14 protein-coding genes are annotated in these 23401 nt (G+C 63.1%); 8 read left to right on the plus strand and 6 right to left on the minus strand.

Annotated elements, in window-relative coordinates; all coding sequences use genetic code 11:
• Positions 1–4 precede the first annotated feature (4 nt).
• Positions 5–3466, plus strand: a complete 3462-nt coding sequence (pyc, locus tag FAA86_RS07270; RefSeq protein ID WP_136539384.1) for a pyruvate carboxylase — start codon at positions 5–7, stop codon at positions 3464–3466.
• A gap of 64 nt (positions 3467–3530) precedes the next feature.
• Here pyc and FAA86_RS07275 read toward each other — a convergent pair whose 3' ends face one another.
• Both FAA86_RS07275 and FAA86_RS07280 read right to left on the minus strand, forming a co-directional pair.
• Positions 3531–12038, minus strand: a complete 8508-nt coding sequence (locus FAA86_RS07275) for a glycoside hydrolase family 94 protein (RefSeq protein ID WP_136539387.1) — start codon at positions 12036–12038, stop codon at positions 3531–3533.
• Between the two features lie 326 nt (positions 12039–12364).
• The gene (locus FAA86_RS07280; protein ID WP_136539390.1) at positions 12365–13000 is read right to left on the minus strand and encodes a TetR family transcriptional regulator C-terminal domain-containing protein; all 636 of its coding nucleotides are present in this window, start codon (positions 12998–13000) and stop codon (positions 12365–12367) included.
• Positions 13001–13134: 134 nt separating this feature from the next.
• Between FAA86_RS07280 and FAA86_RS07285 the strand changes: the two genes are divergently transcribed.
• Complete coding sequence (locus FAA86_RS07285; RefSeq protein WP_183954619.1) at positions 13135–14298, plus strand: M20 aminoacylase family protein; 1164 nt, start codon at positions 13135–13137, stop codon at positions 14296–14298.
• On the opposite strand, the gene FAA86_RS07290 is transcribed toward FAA86_RS07285, so the two are convergent.
• Positions 14280–15158, minus strand: coding sequence for a DMT family transporter (locus tag FAA86_RS07290; protein WP_136539392.1), 879 nt, complete (start codon positions 15156–15158; stop codon positions 14280–14282). The two genes, FAA86_RS07285 and FAA86_RS07290, sit on opposite strands and share 19 nt — an antisense overlap.
• Positions 15159–15370: 212 nt before the next feature.
• On the opposite strand from FAA86_RS07290, the gene FAA86_RS07295 reads away from it, so the two are divergent.
• The 3 genes from FAA86_RS07295 to FAA86_RS07305 all read left to right on the plus strand — a co-directional run bounded on the left by FAA86_RS07295 (position 15371) and on the right by FAA86_RS07305 (position 18703).
• Complete coding sequence (locus tag FAA86_RS07295; RefSeq protein WP_136539394.1) at positions 15371–16564, plus strand: MFS transporter; 1194 nt, start codon at positions 15371–15373, stop codon at positions 16562–16564.
• Positions 16565–16695: 131 nt separating this feature from the next.
• Positions 16696–17961: a flavodoxin-dependent (E)-4-hydroxy-3-methylbut-2-enyl-diphosphate synthase gene (gene ispG / locus FAA86_RS07300; protein ID WP_167494917.1), complete on the plus strand. Its 1266-nt coding sequence runs from the start codon at positions 16696–16698 to the stop codon at positions 17959–17961.
• A gap of 76 nt (positions 17962–18037) precedes the next feature.
• On the plus strand, positions 18038–18703 hold the full coding sequence (locus tag FAA86_RS07305) for a YiaD family glycine zipper/OmpA-like lipoprotein (RefSeq protein ID WP_136539396.1): 666 nt from the start codon (positions 18038–18040) through the stop codon (positions 18701–18703).
• Between the two features lie 54 nt (positions 18704–18757).
• On the opposite strand, the gene FAA86_RS07310 is transcribed toward FAA86_RS07305, so the two are convergent.
• From FAA86_RS07310 to FAA86_RS07320, 3 genes are all read right to left on the minus strand, one after another.
• Positions 18758–19390: a LysE family translocator gene (locus FAA86_RS07310; RefSeq protein ID WP_136539398.1), complete on the minus strand. Its 633-nt coding sequence runs from the start codon at positions 19388–19390 to the stop codon at positions 18758–18760.
• Positions 19391–19452: 62 nt separating this feature from the next.
• Entirely contained in the window at positions 19453–20508 is a 1056-nt protein-coding gene (gene hisC / locus FAA86_RS07315; protein ID WP_136539400.1) for a histidinol-phosphate transaminase, read from the minus strand.
• 1 nt (position 20509) lies between these two features.
• Positions 20510–21424: a polyprenyl synthetase family protein gene (locus FAA86_RS07320; protein WP_136539402.1), complete on the minus strand. Its 915-nt coding sequence runs from the start codon at positions 21422–21424 to the stop codon at positions 20510–20512.
• A gap of 213 nt (positions 21425–21637) precedes the next feature.
• Between FAA86_RS07320 and mtgA the strand changes: the two genes are divergently transcribed.
• From mtgA to rpmF, 3 genes are all read left to right on the plus strand, one after another.
• Entirely contained in the window at positions 21638–22303 is a 666-nt protein-coding gene (gene mtgA / locus FAA86_RS07325; RefSeq protein ID WP_425467438.1) for a monofunctional biosynthetic peptidoglycan transglycosylase, read from the plus strand.
• A gap of 72 nt (positions 22304–22375) precedes the next feature.
• Positions 22376–23023, plus strand: coding sequence for a glutathione S-transferase family protein (locus FAA86_RS07330; RefSeq protein WP_136539406.1), 648 nt, complete (start codon positions 22376–22378; stop codon positions 23021–23023).
• 155 nt (positions 23024–23178) lie between these two features.
• Positions 23179–23364: a 50S ribosomal protein L32 gene (gene rpmF / locus FAA86_RS07335; RefSeq protein WP_006724402.1), complete on the plus strand. Its 186-nt coding sequence runs from the start codon at positions 23179–23181 to the stop codon at positions 23362–23364.
• The last annotated feature ends 37 nt before the right edge of the window (positions 23365–23401 follow it).

Below are 23401 nucleotides of genomic sequence, written 5' to 3' on the forward strand. Positions count from 1 at the left end.
CGAATTGCCAATATCCAAGATCCTTGTCGCCAACCGTTCGGAAATCGCGATCCGCGTCTTTCGCGCCGCCAACGAGCTCGGTCTGAAAACGGTCGCCATCTGGGCCGAGGAAGACAAACTCGCGCTGCACCGCTTCAAGGCGGACGAAAGTTACCAGGTTGGTCGTGGTCCGCACCTGACACGGGATCTGGGGCCAATCGAAAGCTACCTTTCGATCGATGAAATCATTCGCGTCGCCAAGCTGTCCGGCGCGGATGCCATCCATCCGGGTTACGGGCTTCTGTCGGAAAGTCCTGAATTCGTGGACGCCTGCAACGATGCAGGTCTGATCTTCATCGGTCCTAAAAGCGACACGATGCGGCAGCTCGGCAACAAGGTCGCCGCCCGCAACCTTGCCATCAGCGTCGGCGTGCCGGTCGTGCCGGCGACCGATCCGCTGCCGGATGACGAAGCGGAAATTCATCGCTTGGCCGCCGAAATCGGCTATCCCGTCATGCTCAAGGCTTCCTGGGGCGGCGGTGGCCGTGGCATGCGCGCGATCCGCGATCCGAAGGACCTGATCCGGGAAGTCACGGAAGCCAAGCGCGAGGCAAAGGCTGCCTTCGGCAAGGACGAGGTATATCTCGAAAAGCTCGTCGAGCGCGCGCGCCACGTGGAAAGCCAAATCCTCGGCGACACGCATGGCAATGTCGTGCATCTCTTCGAGCGTGACTGCTCGATCCAGCGCCGTAACCAGAAGGTCGTCGAGCGCGCACCGGCGCCGTATCTCAACGAAGCGCAGAGGCAGGAACTCGCCGATTACTCGCTGAAGATCGCCAAGGCGACGAACTATATCGGCGCCGGCACCGTCGAGTATCTGATGGATGCCGATACCGGCAAATTCTACTTCATCGAGGTCAACCCGCGTATCCAGGTGGAGCACACGGTCACGGAAGTCGTGACCGGCATCGATATCGTCAAGGCGCAGATCCACATCCTCGACGGCCACGCGATCGGCACGCCGGAATCGGGTGTCCCGAAGCAGGCGGATATCCGCCTCAACGGTCATGCCCTGCAGTGCCGCATCACGACGGAGGACCCGGAACAGAACTTCATTCCGGATTATGGACGCATCACCGCCTATCGTTCGGCGGCCGGCTTCGGCATCCGTCTCGACGGTGGCACCGCCTATTCGGGTGCGATCATCACACGCTACTATGACCCGCTGCTCGTGAAGGTCACGGCATCCGGCAGCACGCCGCAGGAAGCGATCAGCCGCATGGACCGTGCGCTGCGCGAATTCCGTATCCGCGGCGTGGCGACGAACCTGACCTTCCTCGAAGCAATCATCGGTCACCCGAGCTTCCGCGACAATTCCTATACGACCCGCTTCATCGACACGACGCCGGAGCTCTTCCAGCAGGTGAAGCGCCAGGACCGTGCGACCAAGCTCCTCACCTATCTCGCCGATGTCACCGTCAACGGGCATCCGGAAGTGAAGGGCCGCCCGAAGCCGCCGGCGGATGCCGCAGAGCCGGTCGTTCCCTTCATCGATGCGGAGATCAAGCCGGGCACCAAGCAGCTGCTCGACGAGCTTGGGCCGAAGAAGTTCGGCGCATGGATGCGCAACGAGAAGCGTATCCTGATGACCGACACGACCATGCGCGACGGTCACCAATCGCTGCTGGCGACCCGCGTTCGTACCCACGATATCGCGAAGATCGCCGACACCTATGCGCGGGCCTTGCCGAACCTCTTCTCGCTCGAATGCTGGGGTGGGGCGACCTTCGACGTCTCCATGCGCTTTCTGACGGAAGATCCGTGGGAGCGTCTGGCTCTGGTGCGAGAAGGTGCGCCGAACTTGCTGTTGCAGATGCTGCTGCGCGGCGCGAACGGCGTTGGTTACAAGAACTATCCCGACAATGTCGTGAAGTATTTCGTCCGTCAGGCGGCCAAGGGCGGGATCGACCTGTTCCGTGTCTTCGACTGCCTGAACTGGGTCGACAACATGCGGGTGTCAATGGATGCCGTCATCGAGGAGAACAAGCTCTGCGAGGCGGTGATCTGCTACACCGGCGATCTCCTGAATTCGGCGCGCCCGAAGTATGACCTGAAGTACTACACGGCACTTGCGGCCGAACTGGAGAAGTCCGGCGCGCATATCATCGCCGTGAAGGACATGGCGGGTCTCTTGAAGCCGGCTGCGGCCAAGGTGCTGTTCAAAGCGCTGCGCGAAGCTACAAGCCTGCCGATCCACTTCCACACCCATGATACCTCCGGCATTGCGGCCGCGACGGTGCTTGCGGCTGTCGAAGCCGGTGTCGATGCGGTGGATGCGGCCATGGATGCCTTCTCGGGCAATACGTCCCAGCCCTGCCTCGGCTCGATTGTCGAGGCCCTGCGTGGTTCGGAGCGCGATCCGGGTCTCGACCCGCACTGGATCCGTCGCATCTCCTTCTATTGGGAGGCTGTGCGCAATCAGTATGCGGCCTTCGAAAGCGACCTCAAGGGGCCGGCCTCGGAAGTCTATCTGCACGAAATGCCGGGCGGTCAGTTCACCAACCTCAAGGAACAGGCCCGTTCGCTGGGCCTCGAAACCCGCTGGCACGAAGTGGCGCAGGCCTATGCCGATGCCAACCAGATGTTCGGCGACATCGTCAAGGTGACGCCGTCCTCCAAGGTCGTCGGCGACATGGCACTGATGATGGTGAGCCAGGATCTCTCGGTGGCTGACGTCGAGAACCCGGCCAAGGACATTGCCTTCCCGGACTCCGTCGTCTCGATGCTGAAGGGCGATCTGGGCCAGCCCCCGGGCGGTTGGCCGGAAGCGCTGCAGAAGAAGGCATTGAAGGGCGAGAAGCCCTACACCGCCGTACCGGGTTCGCTGCTGCCGGCTGCCGACCTCGATGCCGAACGCAAGACGATTGAGGAGAAACTCGGCCGCGACGTCACGGATTTCGAATTCGCGTCCTATCTGATGTATCCGAAGGTCTTCACCGATTACGCGCTGGCCGCCGATACCTATGGTCCTGTTTCGGTGATCCCGACGCCGCAGTATTTCTATGGCCTGCCGGCCGGTGAAGAACTGTTTGTCGACCTGGAGCGGGGCAAGACGCTTGTGATCGTCAACCAGGCCATCGGCCATACCGACGAGAAGGGCATGGTCACCGTGTTCTTCGAGCTCAACGGCCAGCCGCGCCGCATCAAGGTACCGGATCGGGCCCACGGCGCGTCCGGTAGCGCCATCCGCCGCAAGGCCGAGACCGGCAATGCCGCCCAGCTGGGCGCGCCGATGCCGGGCGTCGTTTCGCAAGTGACTGTCGCTGCCGGCCAGACGGTCAAGTCCGGCGACGTGCTGCTCTCGATCGAAGCGATGAAGATGGAAACGGCGCTGCATGCCGACCGTGACGGGACGATCTCCGAAGTTCTGGTGCGCGTCGGCGACCAGATCGATGCCAAGGATCTGCTGATCGTCTACTCGGCCTGATCGCTCCACGGACACTTTAAAGAGAAGAGGCCCCGCCATCGCTGGCGGGGCCTCTTTCGTTTGCCTATTCGGCGGCCTTGATCCGCGGCTTGCGGGCCGGCTTCTTTGCCGGTGGCGGCGCCGGGGGCAGATCTTCCGATATCACCTGCGCCTTGCCATCAACCGTGATGTCATAACCCTCGGCCTTGCGTGCGACTGCGACATCGATCTTACGTCCGTCGATCTCGACGGTCGCCTTGAAGCCTGTCCAATGATCCGGCAGCGCCGGGTCGACGAGGATCTCGCCACCCTTGCGGCGGATGCCGAGGAAGCCTTCGACCGCGAAACGATAGAGCCAGCCGGCAGAACCCGTGTACCAGGTCCAGCCACCGCGGCCGGCATAGCCGTTGCCGCCGTAGATGTCGGCCGCGACCACATAGGGCTCGACGCGGTAGCGCTCTGCTTCGTCGGGAGTGCTCGCGTGGTTGATCGGGTTCAGCATTTCAAAGACGCGCCAAGCATCGGCCAGGCGACCGGCCTTGACCAGCGACAGCCCCAGCCAGATGGCAGCATGGGTATACTGCCCGCCGTTCTCGCGCACGCCCGGCGGATAGGCGCCGATGTAACCCGGATCGACCTGCGGCTTCTCGAAGGCCGGGGTGAAGAGACGGACAATGCCGTTCTCCGTATCGACAAGTTTGGAGACCGCGGACTCGAGCGCCTTGGCGGTATGCTCGGGATCCCCCATGCCGGAGAGCACGCTCCAGGACTGGGCGATCGAGTCGATCTGGCACTGAACAGATTCCGACGATCCGAGCGGTGCGCCATTGTCGAAATAGCCGCGACGATAGTGGTCGCCGTCCCAGCCTGCCGTCTCCAGAGACGTCTTCAGCTTTGCGACATGGTCGCTCCAGCGGCTGCTGCGGTCACGGTCGCCGCGCTTGTCGGCCTGGGCCTTGAAGCGTTCGAGCGTGGCCGCCAACAGCCAGCCCAACCAGACGCTCTCGCCCTTGCCTTCGATGCCGACGCGGTTCATGCCGTCGTTCCAGTCGCCGCCGAGGATCAGGGGCAGACCGTGTTCGCCGGTGCGGGCAATGGCGAGATCCAGCGCGCGGGCGGCATGCTCGTAGAGATCCGCCGTTTCGGCCGAGGTGCCGGGCAGGAAGAAGCTGTCATGCTGACCCTGTTGCAATTCCGGACCATTGAGGAAGGGGACCTGTTCGGTGAGGATGGTTTCGTCACCTGTCGCCGAGACATATTGATCGATCGCATAAGCGAGCCAGACGACGTCGTCGGAGATCATGGTGCGGACACCTGCTCCCGTCTGCGGCAGCCACCAATGCTGGACGTCGCCTTCCGCGAACTGGCGTGCGGCTGCATTGAGGATCTGCCTGCGAGCGAGCTGCGGCTCGACCGTCAGGAAAGCCAGCGTATCCTGCAGTTGGTCGCGGAAGCCATAGGCACCGCTTGCCTGATAGAAGCCGGCGCGCGCGAAGATGCGGCAGGCGAGCGCCTGGTAAGGCAGCCAGCGATTGACGAGATTGTCGAAGCCCTTGTCGCCAGTCTCGACCGAAAGCTTGCCGGTGAAGCCCGTCCAGAAGTCGGTGGTCGTCTTCAGGATGGTCGAAAAGCCGGAGCCACGGACCGTCTTCACCAGATCGAGCGCCGCTTCGGCCGTCTCGGTTTCGCCGAGCAGGAAGGTCATGTCGCGCGACTGGCCGGGCGCCAGCTCGACATCGAAGGCGATTGCGGCGCAGGGGTCGCTTTCGCTCTCGATCGATCCGCTGAGGCCGGATGCACGCGCCACGGCCTGCGGCAGCTTGATCGTGCCGTTGCGGCCGATGAATTCACGGCGGCTCGTCGTGTAACCATCTGGCTGTTCCGGGCCTGCGAGGAAGGCGAAGCGGCCCGGGTAGTTGATGTCGTAGGGGTTGGAGGCGAGCAGGGCGCCGGTTGCCTCGTCGAAGGTCGAGAGGACAAAGGGCGCGGTGCGCGCCGGGTTGTTGCCCAGCACCCATTCCGCATAACCGTAGATGCGGAACTTGCGCGCTTCGCCGCTGACGTTTTTCAGGCGGATCCTGCTGAGCTTCACCGGACGTTCGCGGTCCACCGTCTGCGTGAGCTCGATCTCGAGGTCGCCGTGGCGGCTGACAAAGGTCGAGTAGCCGAGACCATGACGGGTCTCGAAACTCGCGGTCGGGTCGAGGTTCAGCGCACTCACCGTCGCATAGGCGCGACCGCTGACGAGATCGGCCACGTAGAAGGCTTCACCCGGGCGGTTGATGACGGGGTCGTTCGTCCAGGGTGTGACCTGGTAGTCGCGGGAGTTCTGGCTCCAGCTGAAGCCGGCGCCCTCTGCCGAACCGTGGAAGCCGAAGCTTTCGTTGGCGATGACGTTGATCCACGGATGCGGCGTGCTGGTCGTGCCATCGAGACGGACGACATATTCCTTCCCGTCTCTGGAGAAGCCGCCAAAGCCGTTCCAGAAGTCGAGGTCTGTACCATCAGCCTTCTGAGCCGGCTTGGCCGGTGCGGGTAGCGCCGGCGGCAGGCCCGCCCATTCCACTTCGCCGTCAATCGTGCGCGGCGTGGCAAAGAGCGAGACGGCACGGTTCACCTGGTCGACGATCTTGCCGTTGCGGGTGTGGAGGACGACGCGGGCTGCCGCGAGAACGGCAAGCGTTGCGCCCTCGTCCTGCAGGTCGTCCCGGACCGTGAAGACATGCTGGCGGCCACCGGGCAGGCGGTGGCGCAGATTGTCCGCCATCTGGTCGAGCGCGTGCTGCATGTCCTGGGCATAGGAGGTCGCGCGTTCGTTGATGATCGCGAGATCGGCGACCACGCCACGGCGGCGGAGATATTCCAGCGCGCTCATCGCTTCGCGGGCGATGTCCATGTCCATGTCGTCGTTGATGCGCAGCGCAAAGATCGGGAAGTCACCCGAAATCGCCATCGGCCAGAGTGCCGACTGCGACTTCAGACCCTTGCGGACCGTTTCCGGGTCGGCGCGCAGATGGTTGTCCGGATAGGTGAGGTAGCGGCCGAGATGCTGGAAGGCCGCTGCCTGCTGCGAGGTGATGCCGATATGGCGAAGCTCGACCTGGGCGCGGGTCCAGGCATGGATCAGCTCGTGGCTGAAGGCATCGGGATGGCGGTAACGCTCAATGGCCTGATCGATCTCTTCCCGGTTCGGGGCTGCCATGGTCCAGAAGATGACCTGGACCTTCTTGCCGGCCGGCACACGGACGACGCGGCGCAGGCTGAGGATTGGATCGAGCGTGAAGCCTTCCGTGCCGGAGAGGTTTGCGCCAGGATCGAAGGCTGCGGCTTCGCCAAGCGTCCGGCCGCGGCCGAGGAACTTGCGCCGATCGGTTTCGAACTCCGTCGGGCGGCCCTGGCCGGCGCTGTCGACCACGAGATGGGCGACGCAGATATCGGGATCCGACGGGCTGCGCTTGTTGCGCTCGGCGCGGATGACATCGCGACGGCGGCCGAATTCGGTCTTCACGAACATGCGCGAGAAGAGCGTATGCGCATTGTCGCTGTCTTCGAAGGCGAGCACCGGCTCGGTGTAGGAGGTGACTTCGATGTAGCGGTCTTCGGTGCCGGCGTTCAGGATCGTCAGCCTGCGACCTTCGGCATCATGTTCGGTACCGACGATGCATTCGACCGAGGTCGAGATGTCCCCGACGGTCTTGAAGAACTCCGCCTTGTCGTCGCCGAAGATGACCTTGGTCTTTTCGTCTTCCGCACGGCGGGGCGCTGATGTCGCCGACCACCATTCGTTGGTCGCGGTGTCGCGGAGGAAGAGGAAGGTACCCCAGCGATCTTCGGTCGTATCCGGCTTCCAGCGGGTGACGGACTGGCCGTTCCAGCGGGAGAAGCCGGAGCCGGTCGCCGTCAGCATGACGGAATAGTGGCCGTTGGACAGGAAGACGACTTCCCGGTCCTTCGTCGCCGGGTCTTCGATCGTGCGGATCTCGGCGCGCAGCAGGTCTGCCTGGCCCTTGCCCGGGGTCTGCGGCTCGTACTTCGCGCTCATGACCGGAATTTCGCGCGGCGTCTTTTCCTGCAGCAGCAGTTCTGCCGCTTCGATCACGGGATCGGCGTGGAAGAGCGCGCGCAGGCGGCCGTTGAAGGCGACGTTGGCAATGGCCGCAATCGACATGCCATGGTGGTGGGCATAGTAGTTGTAGACGACGGCGCATTTCTTGCCGTCCGGCAGGCGCGTCGGGGTGAAGTCGACCGCGTCATGGAAGCCGTAGGCGCCGAGCGCTCCAAGCTTGCGCAGCCGCTTCAGGTTCTCGAGTGCGGCTTCCGGGTAGTACTGGCTGGCGAGGATCGAGGCATAGGGCGCGATGACGGCGTTCTGGCCGAGCCCGCGCTTCAGTCCCAGCGTCGGTACACCGAAGTTGGTGTACTGGTAGTTCATCTCGTGGTCGCGGGCGTTGAAGGCCGCTTCCGATATGCCCCACGGAATGTTCAGGCGACGGCCGTGGTTCATCTGCTCGATGACGATCAGATTGTTCGTCTGGTTCAGAATGCCGCCCTGGCGCTCCTGCATGACGAGCGGCGGCATCAGATATTCGAACATCGAACCGGACCAGGAGATCAGCGCGGCGCGGGCCCCGATCGGCACGACCTGACGGCCGAGGCGGTACCAGTGTTCCGTCGGCAGGTCGCCCTTGGCGATCGCAAACAGACTGGTCAGGCGGCATTCCGAGGCGAGCAGGTCGTAGCAGGCTTCATCCAGCTCGCGGGCATCGACGCGGTAGCCGATCGAGAGCAGGCGGCGCTCCGGACGGAACAGGAAGGTGAAGTCCATCGAGAAGGCCAGATTGCGGGCGCGCTCGGAGAGCTGGCTCAGGCGCTGGCGCAGCGGATCGATGTTCGACAGGTCAAAGGCGGTGTCAGCTATATGGGCCTCGCAGACAGCGACGAGGGATTCCGTCCAGCGCACGACTTCCGCGCTCTGCTCTGAGCGGACTTCGTGATGCAGGTTGGCGGCAAGCTTCTGGACGTCGCGGGCAAGCACCGCGAGGTTGATGATGCGGATCGAGGCGAATTCGTGCTCGCGCTTGACCGCGGCGAGCGCCGTATTGAAGCCGATGATGCGCTCTTCCAGGCGGCGGCGCAGCGGACGGACCGTCTTGCGATCATCGGGCAGCTGTTCGAGGATCTCGAGCAGGATGCCGCCGACATCGCCGATGCCGTCGAGATTGCCCTGGAGATGGGCAGAGGGCGCCTCGGCCCATTCGCGGCAGGCCGAGGAGATCGCAATCAGGTGGCCGGCGAAATTGCCGCTGTCGACGGCGGAGATGTATTTCGGGCCCAGCGTCTTGAGAGTGTCGGTGTAGTACCAGTTGTAGAGGTGGCCCCGGTACTTCTCCATCCGCTCCACGGTGGAGATCGTCTGTTCCATGCGCTCGAGGGTCTGCTCGAAGCTCAGCCAGCCGAAGTGGCGTGCCGAGACGACGGAGAGCAGGTAGACGCCGATATTGGTCGGCGATGTCCTGTGCGCGATGATCGGCTCGGGCGTTTCCTGGAAATTGTCCGGCGGCAGGTAGTTGTCGCCGGCGGTCGTGAAGGTCTCGTAATAGCGCCAGGTGCGCCGCGCGATCTTCCGCAGCTCGTAGGAGACATTCTCCGGCACTTCGAGACTGTCTTCGGTCTCGGCCGACTGGCTGACATACCAGGCGAGCAGCGGCGACAGCACCCAGAGGAAGGCGAAGGGAAGGCCGATCAGGTAACCGTAGCCACCGGGAAGCGCTGCGATGCCCACCGAGAGGATGGCGAGGATCGGCGCATGCCGCATGTTGCCGTAATAGGAGGCGATCGTGCCCTGTGCTGCGGACTGGACGCTGGCCGCGGTCCGCCATTCGAGCAGGAGCTTGCGGCTCACCAGCATGCGGTAGAGCGAGCGGACGATGGCATCGGCCATCATGCAGGCATTGTCGGCGATGAAAACGATCCGCAGGGCGACCTGGGCGTTGATCGACCGGACTTCCGACCACAGGGTCTGGAAATGGGCCGCCGGCACGATATCGGTCTGGCGCGGCACGATGCCCGACAAGAGCGAGAGTGTCGGGGCGACGAAGAGGCTGAAGATCAGCAGCAGCTGCCAGATGGTGGCGCCGACCGGATCCATGGTCGCCCAGCCGAGAACGGAGGCGGCATACCAGGCAATCGGGTTGAGCGAGCGACGCAGATTGTCGACCATCTTCCAGCGGCCGAGGCTGGTGATGCCGCGGCTGGTGTCGCCGATATAGGGGATGAGCTGCCAGTCGCCGCGGGCCCAGCGATGCTGGCGCGAGATTTCGACTTCGTAGCGGGTCGGGAAATCTTCGACGAGCTCGACATCGGTCACCAGTGCGCAGCGGGCAAAAGAGCCTTCCAGCAGATCGTGGCTGAGGACGCTGTTTTCGTCGATCCGGCCCTTGATGGCGGTCTCGAAGGCGTCGACATCATAGAGACCCTTGCCGGTGAAGGTGCCTTCACCGGTGATGTCCTGATAGACGTCGGAAACGGTGAAGACATAAGGGTCGAGACCACGGTTCATCGAGAAGATGCGCTGGAAGACCGAGGCATCCTTGCCTGTCGTCAGCGACGGGGTCACACGCGGCTGCAGGACGCCGTAGCCGCTGATCACGCGGCCCGTCTTCTCGTCGTGTACGGGCCGGTTGATCGGGTGGTGCATCTTGCCGACGAGCTTGGTGACGGCGTCGCGCATCAGGCGCGTGTCGGCATCGAGCGTCATCACGTAGCGCACGTTTTCGGGCACCATGTTGGCACCCGGCAGATAGGATGTATCGCGGTCGCCGCGCAGCAGCAGGTTCAACTCGTGCAGCTTGCCGCGCTTGCGCTCCCAGCCCATCCAGCAGCCTTCCGCCTCGTTATACTGGCGGCGGCGATGGAGGAGATAGAAGCGGGTCTTGCCGGCGAAGTCATAGCGGCTGTTGAGCTGCGCGACCTCACGTTTTGCGTAATCCAGCACTTCGAGATCGGCTGCGGATTCCTCGCTCTGGCTGTCCTTCCAGTCGCTCAGAAGCGCGAAATAGATCTCGCCATGCGGGTTGGTGAGGTAATGAACCTCGAGGTTGCGCACGAGCTCGTCGACATCATCCCGCTTGGTGATCATGCAGGGTACGACGACGAGGGTGCGCGCATCTTCGGGAATGCCGTCCTTGAACTCGTAACCCGTGAGGCGGAACGGTTTGACGAAGAAGGTCACCAGCGTGTTGAAGAGGCCGGTCGCGCCTTCCGACACGGGCAGGGACACCAGGATCAGAAGAACCAGGATCAGCGAGGGCGGCAGCGCCATCTGGTTGAGGAAATGGCCGATGACGGCGAGTGCCGTGATCGTCAGCGCCACGACGGGAACGGCGATCGAGAACCAGTTCAGCTTCTTGATGAAATCGGTGACGACGCGCGAGAGTGGCTGGCTGTAACCGATCGCGTTTTCAAGTTCGGTCCGGCGGTTGCCGACGAGGTAGCTCCCTACGTCGAGCGGGCCGTCAGGACCCGCCGTTTCCGTCGCCAGATCGATCGCCGTCTGGGCGATCTCGATTTCACTGTGGTCGCTGCGGCGCGCCAGTTTTTCGATCGTGTTGCGATAGGCGTTGCGCGAACCGAAATCGAGTTCGCGATAGTCGGTATGCTGGCCCAAGACGCGGTCGACATGGCTGACGTCCTCGACCCAGACCGACCATTCCTTGTCGTCGATCTCGCGCAGGCCGCGGACGATGTTGCCCATCGTCACATTGCCGGAGGAGAGACGATTGTGCTCGGCGTCCATCGCTTCCTGGGCGGTGCGGCCGGCCGCTTCCAGTCGGCTTTCCAGCCATTCGACGGCGAAGCTCGTGTTCTGCGAGCCATTGCGCAGGCGATAGAGGAACTGCGTCGCGAAGGTATTGTCGTCGGCCAGCTGTTCAATCTGGCTGAGATAGGTGGCGGCAGCGACCGGATCGTTCAGGCGGATGATCTCGTCGGCCACCTCATTGGCGCGGCGGCGCATGCGTCGCGAGCGGTCGACGCGGGTGGCGATGCGGCGGAGATTTTCCACCAGCACGAAGCGGACGATCGAGGGCAGCGCCCAGAGTTCACCGATCTCGAGCGTCTGGTGCTGCTGGTAGCCCTCGACGAGAGCCGTCATGCTTTCCTGGCTGACGGTGGAATGGGTGTGGGCGACATAGAGCCAGGCCAGCGCCATGGTGCGGGGGATTTCGCGGCTTCCCACCTTCATCGTCGGCAGCTGGCGGTAGAACTTCTTCGGGAAGTCGCGGCGGACTTCCTGGATCGCTTCTTCGATGATGTAGTGGTTGTCCAGCAGCCACTCCGCCGCCGGCGTGATGGTCGCGCCCGCTTCGACATCCGCGGCCGTGGCGCGGTAGACGCGCAGGATTTCCCGCTCGTTTTCCTTGTGGCGGGCAAAGAAGTCAAAATCGATCAGGCCGGGCAGTTCATCCGCACCGTTGAGCGCGAGCGAGGCGGCGCTTTCGCGCAACTCGTCGATCGTGAAATAGGCAGATCGTATAGAATCGTTGTGATCGATCTGCTTGGTTTCGAGGTCGCGCGATGGGACATGCAGCGTCATGAAGGATAGGTTCTCGGTTCGGTGGTTATGTAGAAAGCCATCTGCTTCGACCTTCCGGTCGTCGCGGTTGCGCCTCATTGCACACAATCGGGCTGGTCACCAACAATCGAGGCAGAAAAAGGCCGTAATACGACGCGCGTCCGGGCTGCGGTTGAACTCTGTTGCTGGCTTTCACGTCCTGGCAGGTGAATTGGCATTTTTATGCCTTATTTCAAGCGTCTGGCCAAGAGGTTTGCGGCACGTACAGCAAAGGATCATGCAGTAGCCTGCATGCGGCGCGATCATTGTTCGGATGGAGTTAGCGAAACCTGAATTGTTTGCCCGGTCTATCGGCGATTGCGCAGCGACAGACCGCCAAGCATGGCCTCCACGGCATCGAGTGCGATGTCCGATAGAGGGCCTTCATCGAACAGGTCGCTGGCCAACGAGTTTTCGAGCCACAGTCCGTCGATCAGACCGTTGATCGCAACGGCGAGGTGGCGAACCTCGTTAAAGACAGGCTTGTGGTGATGCTGGGTCAGAACCGCCTGAACGAGGTTTTCGAGGATGCCGATGAAGACCAGATAATTCTCGCGGTGAATTCGAGCCAGTTCCTCATCGGAGCGGACGCGGCCGATGAAGGCGGCCCAGAGGGAAAGCGCCTTGGGGTCGGCGATGGGCGGGCTGACATTGGCGACGATGAAGTCATGCAGGCGTTGTCGGGGATCGTCTCCCGCCTCGGCCATGGCGTCGACTGCGGTCCCGGTCATGCCTGCCAGCATTTCGCGGTAAGCTGCCTGCACCATCTCGTCCTTGCCGGCGAAATAGTGTCGGATCAGGCCGCCTGTCACGCCTGCCCGCGCGGCGATGTCGCGCACGGTCGCGCCTTCCAGGCCATAGTCGGAGATACTGTCCAGTGTTGCCGCAATCAGATCCTTGCGACGTTCGGCTTCCCCGGCACGCTGGAACGTGCGTCGTGTCATGCGGCAACTCCAGCCTGGCTCAAGAGGGCGGCGACCTGCCGTCGAGTGTCATTTTACACGGTTGAACAACGCAGCGGCAAGTGCAACAGTCCGCGCCTTGTTGAAGTTGATGTTGATACCGAAAGGTCATTCCCATGACGATCCATGCTCCCAACGTGATGGCCGAAGTGCTGGCAACGCGCCACCATCTGCACCGTTTTCCGGAGATTGGTCTGTCGGAATTCAAGACTTCGGACTACGTGGCCGAGCAACTGACGGCGCTGGGTTACGAGGTGACACGCGGGCTTGCGAAAACCGGCGTGGTCGCGACCCTGCGCAATGGCAGCAGCGAGCGCAGCATCGGCATCCGCGCCGATTTCGATGCGCTGCCGATCCTGGAGGAAACCGGGCTTCCCTATGCCAGCGAGATCCCGGGCGTGATGCATGCCTGCGGGCATGACGGGCACACGGCGATGTTGCTCGGTGCGGCCAAGATTCTTGCCGAGCGGCGCAATTTCGACGGCGTCATCCATCTCATCTTCCAGCCAGCCGAGGAGAATTTCGGCGGGGCGCGGATCATGATCGAGGACGGGCTCTTCGATCGCTTTCCCTGCGATGCCGTGTTTGCCCTGCATAATGATCCGGACATCCCCTTCGGTCACTTTGCCCTGCGCGAAGGTCCGATCATGGCCGCCGTCGACGAATGCAAGATCACGGTCAATGGCCGCGGCGGGCATGGGGCGGAGCCGCAATCGACGGCCGATCCGATCGTTTGTGGTGCATCGATCGTCATGGCGCTGCAGACGATCGTCTCGCGCAACATCCATCCGCTCGATCCAACGGTGATCACGGTCGGCGGTTTCCATGCCGGGGCTGCGAGCAATGTCATTCCGGAGCGGGCGGAGATGGTTCTCTCGATCCGCTCCTTCGATCCTGACGTTCGCGACCAGCTGGAGCGGCGCATCCGTGCCGTTGCCGAAGGCCAGGCGGCGAGCTACGGGATGGGCGTGACCATCGACTATCAACGCGGCTACGATCCGACGATCAACCACAAGGACGAGACCGACTTCGTCCGCGATCTCGCGGTAAGCTTTGCCGGTCAGGACAAGGTCTATGATCTGCCGCGGCCGATGATGGGCAGCGAGGACTTCGCCTATATGCTGGCGAAGCGACCGGGCACCTATTTCTTCCTAGGCACACAGCGCACACCCGATGATCCGCCGCTGCATCATCCGCGCTACGACTTCAACGACGATATCCTGCCTGTCGGCACCACCTTCTGGGTGGAACTCGCCGAGCGTTATCTCTCGAGATCCTGAGCCGGCATCCGGCGCCGCTGGGCGAACAGGATGATGAGGCCGGCGCCGGCAATCAGCACGGCGCCCGCCCAGACATTGGCGCTCGGCACATCCTGCCAGATGATGTAACCCAGCGCGAAGGCCCAGATCAGGGCGGTGTATTCGAGCGGCGCAATGACCGAGATCGGCGCGCGCCGCAACGCCTCGAAAAAGCTCAGCTGGCCGATGCCGCCGATGAAGCCGACAGCGAGCAGCAGGATCTGCGTCGCCCCGCTGGGCATGGTCCAAGTCATCAGGGCCATGGGTGTGGTCAGCACCAGGAAGAAGACATTGGTCATGGCCATCTGGACCATGCTGCTCGCGCTCTGGCTGGTGGTTCTGAGCAGCGTTGTCGCGATCGCCCAGCAGACGGCCGCGACAAGCGCCAGATAGATGGGCCAGCCGGTCGCAAGCCCCGTCGGGTTGCTGGCGATGACCACGCCGATGAAGCCTGTGATGACGGCGATCCAGCTGCTGAGCGGCACCTTTTCGCCGAGAATCGGGATTGCCAGGAGGATCGCGGCGATCGGTGCGGCGAAGTAGAGGGTCGTGAGGTCCGCAAGCGGCAGATGCCTGGCGGCGTTGAAGAAACAGAGCCAGGCCGCGAGCAGGAACAGGCTGCGCAGCATCATGGGGCGCAGCGCAGGCGAGGTGATCGTGTCGCGCGCAAGCGACCTTCCGCCGAGGATGTAGCATCCGAGAAGGATGGCGATGCTGCGGCAGAAAAGGATCTGCCAGACCGTGGTGCTCTCCACCAGCAGCTTGATCATCGCGTCATGCACGGCAAAGAGGAGATAAGCGAGACTGGAGAGCAGGATGCCAGCGCCAACGGCGGTTTTCACGGGGGGTGTCTTTCGGATGATGCCGCGCCGGGGCGGCGCGCGAGTTCATCCCTGTGTCGGAGCTTGGGGAGGATCTGTCAACTGTCCGCGTTCGCCTCCGTGCGGACCAGAATTGTTGTAACGCGATACAAAAATTTACAGCTTCCGGACGTGAGAGCGATTGTCGTCTAAATCGATTTAACTAAAGTGCGCCCCGACCACGGGAGCAGGACATGAACGACATCACGCAGAGCATCACTTCCCCCGCCGCGCCGGCGCCGATCGTGACGAAGGAGCGCGCGGCGGTCGCGCTGTTGTTCTTCCTCAACGGTCTCGTCATCGGTGCGTGGGCGCCGAAGATCCCGTTCTTTTCGCAGGCGCTCGGACTGACGGAGCTGATGCTCGGCGTGATGATCTTCGTCTTTGGCGTGGGTTCGCTGGTCTTGATGCCGATCGCCGGGATGCAAATCGCCCGCTACGGCTCGCGTCGCGTCGTGGAGGTGACCACGCTGCTCTTCATTCCGACCATCGTGCTCGTGACACTGGTCGACAATATCTGGACGGGTGCGATCGCCATCTTCCTGTTCGGTGGCCTGACCGGGGCCATGGACGTGGCGATGAATGCCAATGCGGTCGAGGTCGAGCGCAACATGCGCCGGTCGATCATGTCGTCCTGCCATGCGTTCTGGAGCCTGGGCGGTCTGTGCGGTGCGGCAACCGGCGGCTTCCTCATCGCCTCGCTCGGTGTCACCGGCCATGTGCTGCTTCTCGCCGCCGTCTGCGTGGTGCTGTTTGTCGTCGCCCGTCCGATGATCCTTGCCGATGCGCCGCATCCGAGCGATGAACCTGTTAAGGCCAAGCTGCCGATGACGCCGCTGCCGTGGCTGATCGGCACGATCGCGCTGTTCTGCATGATCCCGGAGGGCACTGTGCTCGACTGGAGCGCGCTCTACCTGCGCAACGAACTGAATGCTACGACCGAGATGTCGGGCTTTGCCTTTGCCGCCTTCTCCTTCACCATGGCTGTCTGCCGTTTTGCCGGTGACTTCGTCCGCGACCGGTTCGGCGCCGTCAACACGCTGCGCTTCTGCGGGGTCGCGGCCATCATCGGTCTCGTCATGGCTGGGCAGTCGAACAGCGTCACCCTGGCCCTGATCGGTTTTGCGATCACCGGCATCGGTATCTCCAACATGGTGCCGATCGCCTTCTCGGCTGGCGGCAACATACCGGGGCTGGCGCCAGGCGTCGGGCTCTCGGTCGTGACCACGATGGGCTATTCCGGCATTCTCTTTGCGCCTTCGCTGATCGGCCTCGTTGCCGAGCATACCTCGCTGTCGACGGTCTATACGGCAATCCCGGCGCTGCTGGTGGTCGTGCTCGCTCTGTCGAAACTTGGCCGGCATGCGGATCGGGCAACCGGCCACTGAGGAAGGAAGCTCGCGTCCTTTCTCAGGCGGCGGCAGACGCGCGCATGTGATCGCGCCGCGGCGTGTTGCGGTTGACAAGCGGTCGGCTTTGATCCACCTCCATGGCGATTGAGGCTTGCAGAGAACCAGCCATGACCGCTCCCATCATCCAGCCCGCCGATGCCTATGATCCCAAGCCGCGCCGTTCTTCGGTCGCGGTCGAAGTGGGTGGCGTCATCATCGGTGGCGGCGCCCCTGTCGTCGTCCAGTCGATGACCAATACCGATACGGCCGACGTCGATGCGACCGTTGCCCAGGTTGCCGCCCTCTACAAGGCGGGCTCCGAGGTCGTGCGCATCACCGTCGACCGCGACGAGAGCGCCGCTGCAGTTCCGAAGATCCGCGAGCGCCTTCTCAGGCTCGGCATGGACGTGCCGCTGATCGGCGACTTCCACTACATCGGTCACAAGCTGCTGGCTGATCATCCGGCCTGTGCCGAGGCCTTGGCGAAATACCGCATCAATCCCGGCAATGTCGGCTTCAAGGACAAGAAGGACAAGCAGTTCGCCGAGATCGTCGAGATGGCGATCCGTTACGACAAGCCTGTTCGCATCGGGGTCAACTGGGGTTCGCTGGACCAGGAATTGCTGACCCGGCTGATGGACGAGAATGCTGCCCAGGGCTCGCCGCTGTCGGCTCGCCAGGTGACGCGTGAGGCGATCGTGCAGTCGGCACTTCTGTCGGCAGAACTGGCCGAAGAGATCGGCCTGCCGCGCAACCGCATCATTCTCTCCGCCAAGGTCAGTCAGGTACAGGACCTGATCGCCGTCTATTCGATGCTGGCCGAGCGTTCGAACCATGCGCTGCATCTCGGATTGACCGAAGCCGGTATGGGCTCGAAGGGCATCGTCGCTTCCTCGGCCGCCATGGGCTACGTGCTGCAACATGGCATAGGCGACACGATCCGCGTTTCGCTCACCCCGGAGCCGAACGGCGACCGCACCCGGGAAGTGCAAGTGGCGCAGGAACTGCTGCAGGTCATGGGCTTCCGCCAGTTCGTGCCGGTCGTTGCCGCATGTCCTGGCTGCGGCCGCACGACCTCGACCGTGTTCCAGGAGCTCGCCCAGAAGATCCAGGACGATTTGCGCAAGAACATGCCGGTCTGGCGCGACAAGTATCCAGGCGTCGAGGGGCTGAACGTTGCGGTCATGGGCTGCATCGTCAACGGCCCCGGCGAGAGCAAGCATGCCGATATCGGCATCTCGCTTCCCGGCACGGGTGAGAACCCGGCAGCGCCTGTCTTCATCGATGGCCAGAAGGCGATGACGCTGCGCGGTCCCAACATCGCTGCCGACTTCGAGGCGCTGGTGGCGGACTATATCGAGAAGCGCTACGGTCGGAAATCGGCGGCGGAGTGAGCCTGCGGGTTAACTTTTTGTTGCCGCAATTTCACGGTTGACGGATTATCAGCCGAATCCTGGAGGGACACCGAGCATGATCAAGAAGATCGCCATCCTCGCGCTGTGCGCGACCTATCTCAGCGCCTGCACCACGACCGACCCCTATACGGGCCAGCAGAAGGTGTCCAACACGGCCGGTGGCGCGGCCATCGGTGCGGCTGTCGGTGCGCTCGGCGGTCTGGCCGTCGGCGGTTCTCCGGTCGGACGCCGCAATGCGGCGCTGATCGGCGCGGGTATCGGCGCGCTCGCCGGTGGCGCGATCGGCAACTATATGGACCAGCAGGAAGCCGAGCTTCGCGCCCAGCTGCAGGGCACCGGCATCTCGGTCACTCGCGTCGGCGATCGCATCATCCTGAACATGCCGTCCAACATCACCTTTAACACCGATCAGGACGCGGTCATGCCGCAGTTCTATCCGACGCTGAACTCGGTTGCGATCGTGCTGCGCAAGTTCGACCGTACGCTGATCGACATCAACGGTCATACCGATTCGACCGGTAGCCAGGCTTATAACCAGGGCCTGTCCGAACGTCGCGCGATGTCTGTTGCCGGCTATCTCAACAGCCAGGGCATCGATCCGCGTCGCGTCTCCGCCGTTGGTTTTGGCCCGAACCAGCCGATCGCGTCGAACGCGACCCCGGATGGCCGCGCGCAGAACCGTCGCGTGGAGATCCAGATCTCGCCGCTCACACAGGGCTGAGGTTTACGACCCGAAGGATCAGAGGCGCCGCATCCGTGCGGCGCCTTTTTCGTTTCAGCGGAAGGTCAGCATCCTGACGCCTGCGGCGGCAAAGAGGACCGCGAGTGTCCCGTCGATATAGCGACGCGCGGCGCGATAGATCCGCAGGGCGCCGGGGGTGGAGAACAGCAGCGCATAACCCATGAAGACGGTAAAGCCTGTCGTCAGGCATCCGCAGACGACGATGGCGACAGCCAGCGGCGTGGCATCCGCCGGCAGACCCAGCGAGATGATGGCGAGCCAGGCGAAGATCGCCTTCGGGTTCGTCAGGTGGATCGCATAACCCATCAGAAAGGTGCGCTTAAGGCTCAGTGTGGCCTTGCTGACGCTCAGCGGATCGATCCTGCTTGCGGCCGAGCGGAAGGCCCGCCAGGCGAGATAGAGCAGATAGAGCCCGCCGAGGATGCGCATCAGCACCAGTGCCTCAGCATATTGCGAGAGGATGGCAGCAAGGCCGAGGGAGGCTGCCACGGCCCAGGTCATGGATCCGCAGAAAATGCCCGCTGCGATCGTCAGTCCGTGCCGGCGACCCTGACCGAGCGAGGCCGAGGCGATCGCCATGGTGGCAGGGCCGGGGCTCAAGACTGCCACGAGATAGACGAGATAGGCGGCCGCAACCTGCGGCCAGTGTTGAAGGATCTCAGTCACGGACATGCTCCGGCGGTTGCGACAAGGGCCGGAGCGTAGCCGTTCTTGAGCCGCTCCACACGTCAGATGATTTGATCGATCGCGCTCAGAAAATGATTGCATTCCTCCGTCGTGCCGATGGTCACGCGGAGGAAATCGGAGATCCGGGGCTTGTTGAAGTGCCGGACGAGGACGGCACGCTCGCGCAGGCCCTTCTGCAGATCCGCGCCCTGGTGTGCCGGATGGCGCGCGAAGACGAAGTTGGTCGAGGACGGCAGGACCTCAAAGCCGCGGGTCTCAAGCGCCTTCGTCACCATCTCGCGGTTGGCGATGATCTTGCCGCAGGCCTCGTCGAACCAGGCTTCGTCCTCGATGGCAGCCTTGGCGGCGGCCTGGGCGAGCATGTCGACCGGATAGGAATTGAAGCTGTCCTTCATCCGCTCCAGCGCCTCGATCAGCGGTCGCTGGCCGAGTGCGAAGCCGACGCGCAGGCCGGCAAGCGAGCGGGACTTCGAGAAGGTCTGTACGACGAGCAGGTTCTCGTAGCGGGGGATCAGCGAGGCTGCGCTCTCGGCGCCGAAATCGACATAGGCCTCGTCGATCACCACGACCTGATCCGGATGGGCGGCGACCAGCTTTTCGATCTCGGAGAGCGGCAGGGCGATGCCGGTCGGGGCATTCGGATTGGCAAGGATGATCGCACCGCAGGGGCGGTCGTAATCGCCAATGCGCACGCGCAAGCCATCATCCAGCGGGATCTCCTCGACCTTCACCTCGAAGAGCCGGGCGTAGGTCTTGTAGAAGCTGTAGGTGATATCCGGGTAGAGAAGTGGTTTGTCGTGCTTGAGGAGGCCTGCAAAGGTGAAGGCCAGCACCTCGTCGGAGCCGTTGCCGACGAAGACCTCTTCCATCGAAAGGCCGAAACGCCGGGCAATCGCATCGCGCAGGGCAGTGGAGGCCGGATCGGGGTAGAGGCGCAGGCGTTCCCCGGAGGCCGCGGCGATCGCGTCCAGCACCTTCTGCGAGGGGCCGTAGGGGCTCTCATTGGTGTTGAGCTTGACGAGGCCCGGGATCTTCGGCTGTTCGCCGGCGACATAGGGCTCCAGCGCGTGGACGGCGGACGACCAGAAACGGCTCATACTATTTCTTCCTGTAGGCGATGAAGTGGGCGGCTTCCTTCAGCGGTTCGGCCTCGGCGCCATAGGGTGCGAGCAGGGCATTGGCTTCCGAGACCAGTCGGTCGAGTTCGCTTCGGGCCCAATCGGTGCCCTTGAGGCCGACAAGTGTCGCCTTGCCCTTAGCGGCATCCTTGCCGGTGGCCTTGCCGAGCGTGGCGGCGTCGGAGGTGATGTCCAGGAGATCGTCGGCAACCTGGAAAGCGCGACCGATGATTTCGCCGAAGCGGCGCAGGCGATCGCGGTCCTCTGCCGGGCGGCCGGCGATGATGGCACCGGCCTCGCAGGCAAAGCGCAGAAGCGCGCCGGTTTTCATCGCCTGCAGCAGGACGATGCCTCTCTCATCGGGCTGCTGCTTTTCAGCCGCGAGATCGAGCATCTGTCCGCCCGCCATGCCGCCAATGCCGGCCGCGCGTGACAGTTCCAGCACGAGGGCCACCTTGGCAGCGTCCGGCAGGGGTGTCTCGGGCGAGGCAATGATGTCGAAGGCGTAGGTCAAGAGGCCGTCACCGGCGAGGATTGCCGTCGCGTCATCGTACTTCTTGTGCACCGTCGGCTGTCCGCGGCGCAGGTCGTCGTCGTCCATGGCCGGCAGGTCGTCATGCACGAGCGAATAGCTGTGCAGGCATTCGAGCGCACAGCCGACCTGGAGGGCGGCCTCTTCGTTTCCGGCAAACAGTTGCGTTGCCTGCATCACGAGATAGGGGCGCAGTCGCTTGCCGCCGTTCAGCGCGCCATAATGCATGGCTTCGATCAGTTGTGCCGGGCGCGCGAGTTCGGCCGGACGAATGGATGCGTCGAGCAGGGTGGCAAGCCTTGCCTCGACGATCGCGGCATGGGCAGACAGGCTTTTTTCGAAGGCATCGGCGCTCTTGGTCATGCGGGCTATTTGGCACGCTGCCCCCTGTCAGGCAACGGGAATTTCATTTGATGACAGGGGCAGAAGCGCGCAGCCAGACTGGTCATTTGCCAAGAGGACGGTTAAGAGGGTTCATCACCGATCAAGGTCCCCCCATCGCTGGTATTGGAAGTCGAGGCATTGGAGCAAGACGAGCAGGTTGTACCGGCGCATGAGCGGCGGCGCCGGCCCCGGATCATCCGGGCCGTGCTGATTGCCTTGCTGATCTTTCTCATCGCGCCCTATCTGCTGATCCTGGTCTACAGGCTCGACTTCATCCGTCCGATGTCGACCCTGATGCTTGGCGATCTCGCGACGCTTCAGGGCTATGATCGTCAGTGGGTGGAGTTCGAGGATATCTCGCCCAATCTCGTGCGCGCCGTGATGATGTCCGAAGATGGCCAGTTCTGCAGCCATGACGGCGTCGACTGGGGGCAGTTGCAGTCGGTCATCGACGACGCCATGGCCGGCGAGGCGACGCGCGGCGCCAGCACGATCCCGATGCAGACGGCGAAGAACCTCTTTCTGTGGAACGGCCGATCCTTCATCCGCAAGGGTCTCGAGCTTCCGCTTGCCATAGCGGCCGACGCGGTCTGGCCGAAGCAGCGGATGATGGAGATCTATCTCAACGTCGCCGAATGGGGTCCCGGCATCTACGGCATCGAAGCCGCAGCTCGTCATCATTTCAAGACCTCGGCTGCGAAACTCAGCCGCCAGCAGTCGGCGCTGCTTGCCGTGTCCCTGCCCAATCCGATCGATCGTGTGGCCAGCAAGCCTGGACCCGGGCTCAAGCGCCTGGCAAATGTCGTCGATCGGCGGGCGCGGGCGTCCGGAGATTACATCACCTGCCTTTATGATTGAGATCAGAAGCTTTCGTTGGTCGCAGCGGTCTTCGATGGCCTAGGATCGGCCGAGCCAGCAGTGGAGCGCCCCATGGAAGACTTGATCCTCATCATCGCCAACAAGAACTATTCGTCCTGGTCGGTTCGGCCCTGGATAGCCCTGACCGCGAAGGGGATCCCGTTTCGCGAGGAACTGATCCCCTTCGGGCCGGGTGCCACACATCCGAAATTCCGCGAGCTCTCGCCGACGGGCAAGGTGCCGGTCCTGCATCACGGCACGCTGCGTGTCTGGGAATCGCTTGCGATCATCGAATATGTCGCCGAGCTTTATCCCGATGCGGGGCTCTGGCCCTCCGAGCGAGAGAGCCGGTCGCTGGCGCGCTCGATTTCTATGGAAATGCTCTCCGGCTTCCGGGCGCTTCGCGGCGCCTGCCCGATGAACATGCGGCGGCCGGTGAAGGCGATCGAACTCCCTGATGGTGTCATGGCCGATGTCGCACGGATCGAAGCGATCTGGCGCGAGATGCGGCAGCGTTCCGGTGGTCCCTTCCTGTTCGGGGACTTCAGCGCGGCCGATGCCATGTTCGCGCCCGTGGTCAATCGCTTCAGCACCTACGATCTGACGCGTGATCCCGAGACGGTCTCCTATATGGATGCAATGCGCGCACATCCGGCCTGGCGAGCCTGGGAAGAGGCGGTGCTGGCCGAGCCCTGGATCGTGCCTGAAGATGAGGCATAGGCCCGGCCGGGTGCTTGTCGAAAAAAGTGACCTGGGGACTGGTCAAACCCACTTCAGGCATGTATAAGCCCGCCAAATTCCGAGATCGAGACAGGTTCTGTCCGGCCTCATCGAGGCCGATCAATCTGTTTTGTCCGTCACGTGGAGTAACGAAAATGGCTGTACCGAAAAGAAAAACAAGCCCGTCCAAGCGCGGTATGCGCCGCTCTGCTGACGCGCTCAAGGCATCGACCTATGTCGAAGACAAGAACTCCGGCGAACTGCGCCGCCCGCACCATATCGATCTGAAGACCGGTATGTATCGCGGCCGTCAGGTTCTGACGCCGAAGGAAAGCGCATAATTTTCTGCGCTTTGACTCGAAGTTTCGAAGGGCCGGC

Origin of the sequence: Rhizobium rosettiformans W3 (assembly GCF_004912135.1) — a bacterium.
GTDB lineage: Bacteria > Pseudomonadota > Alphaproteobacteria > Rhizobiales > Rhizobiaceae > Allorhizobium > Allorhizobium rosettiformans.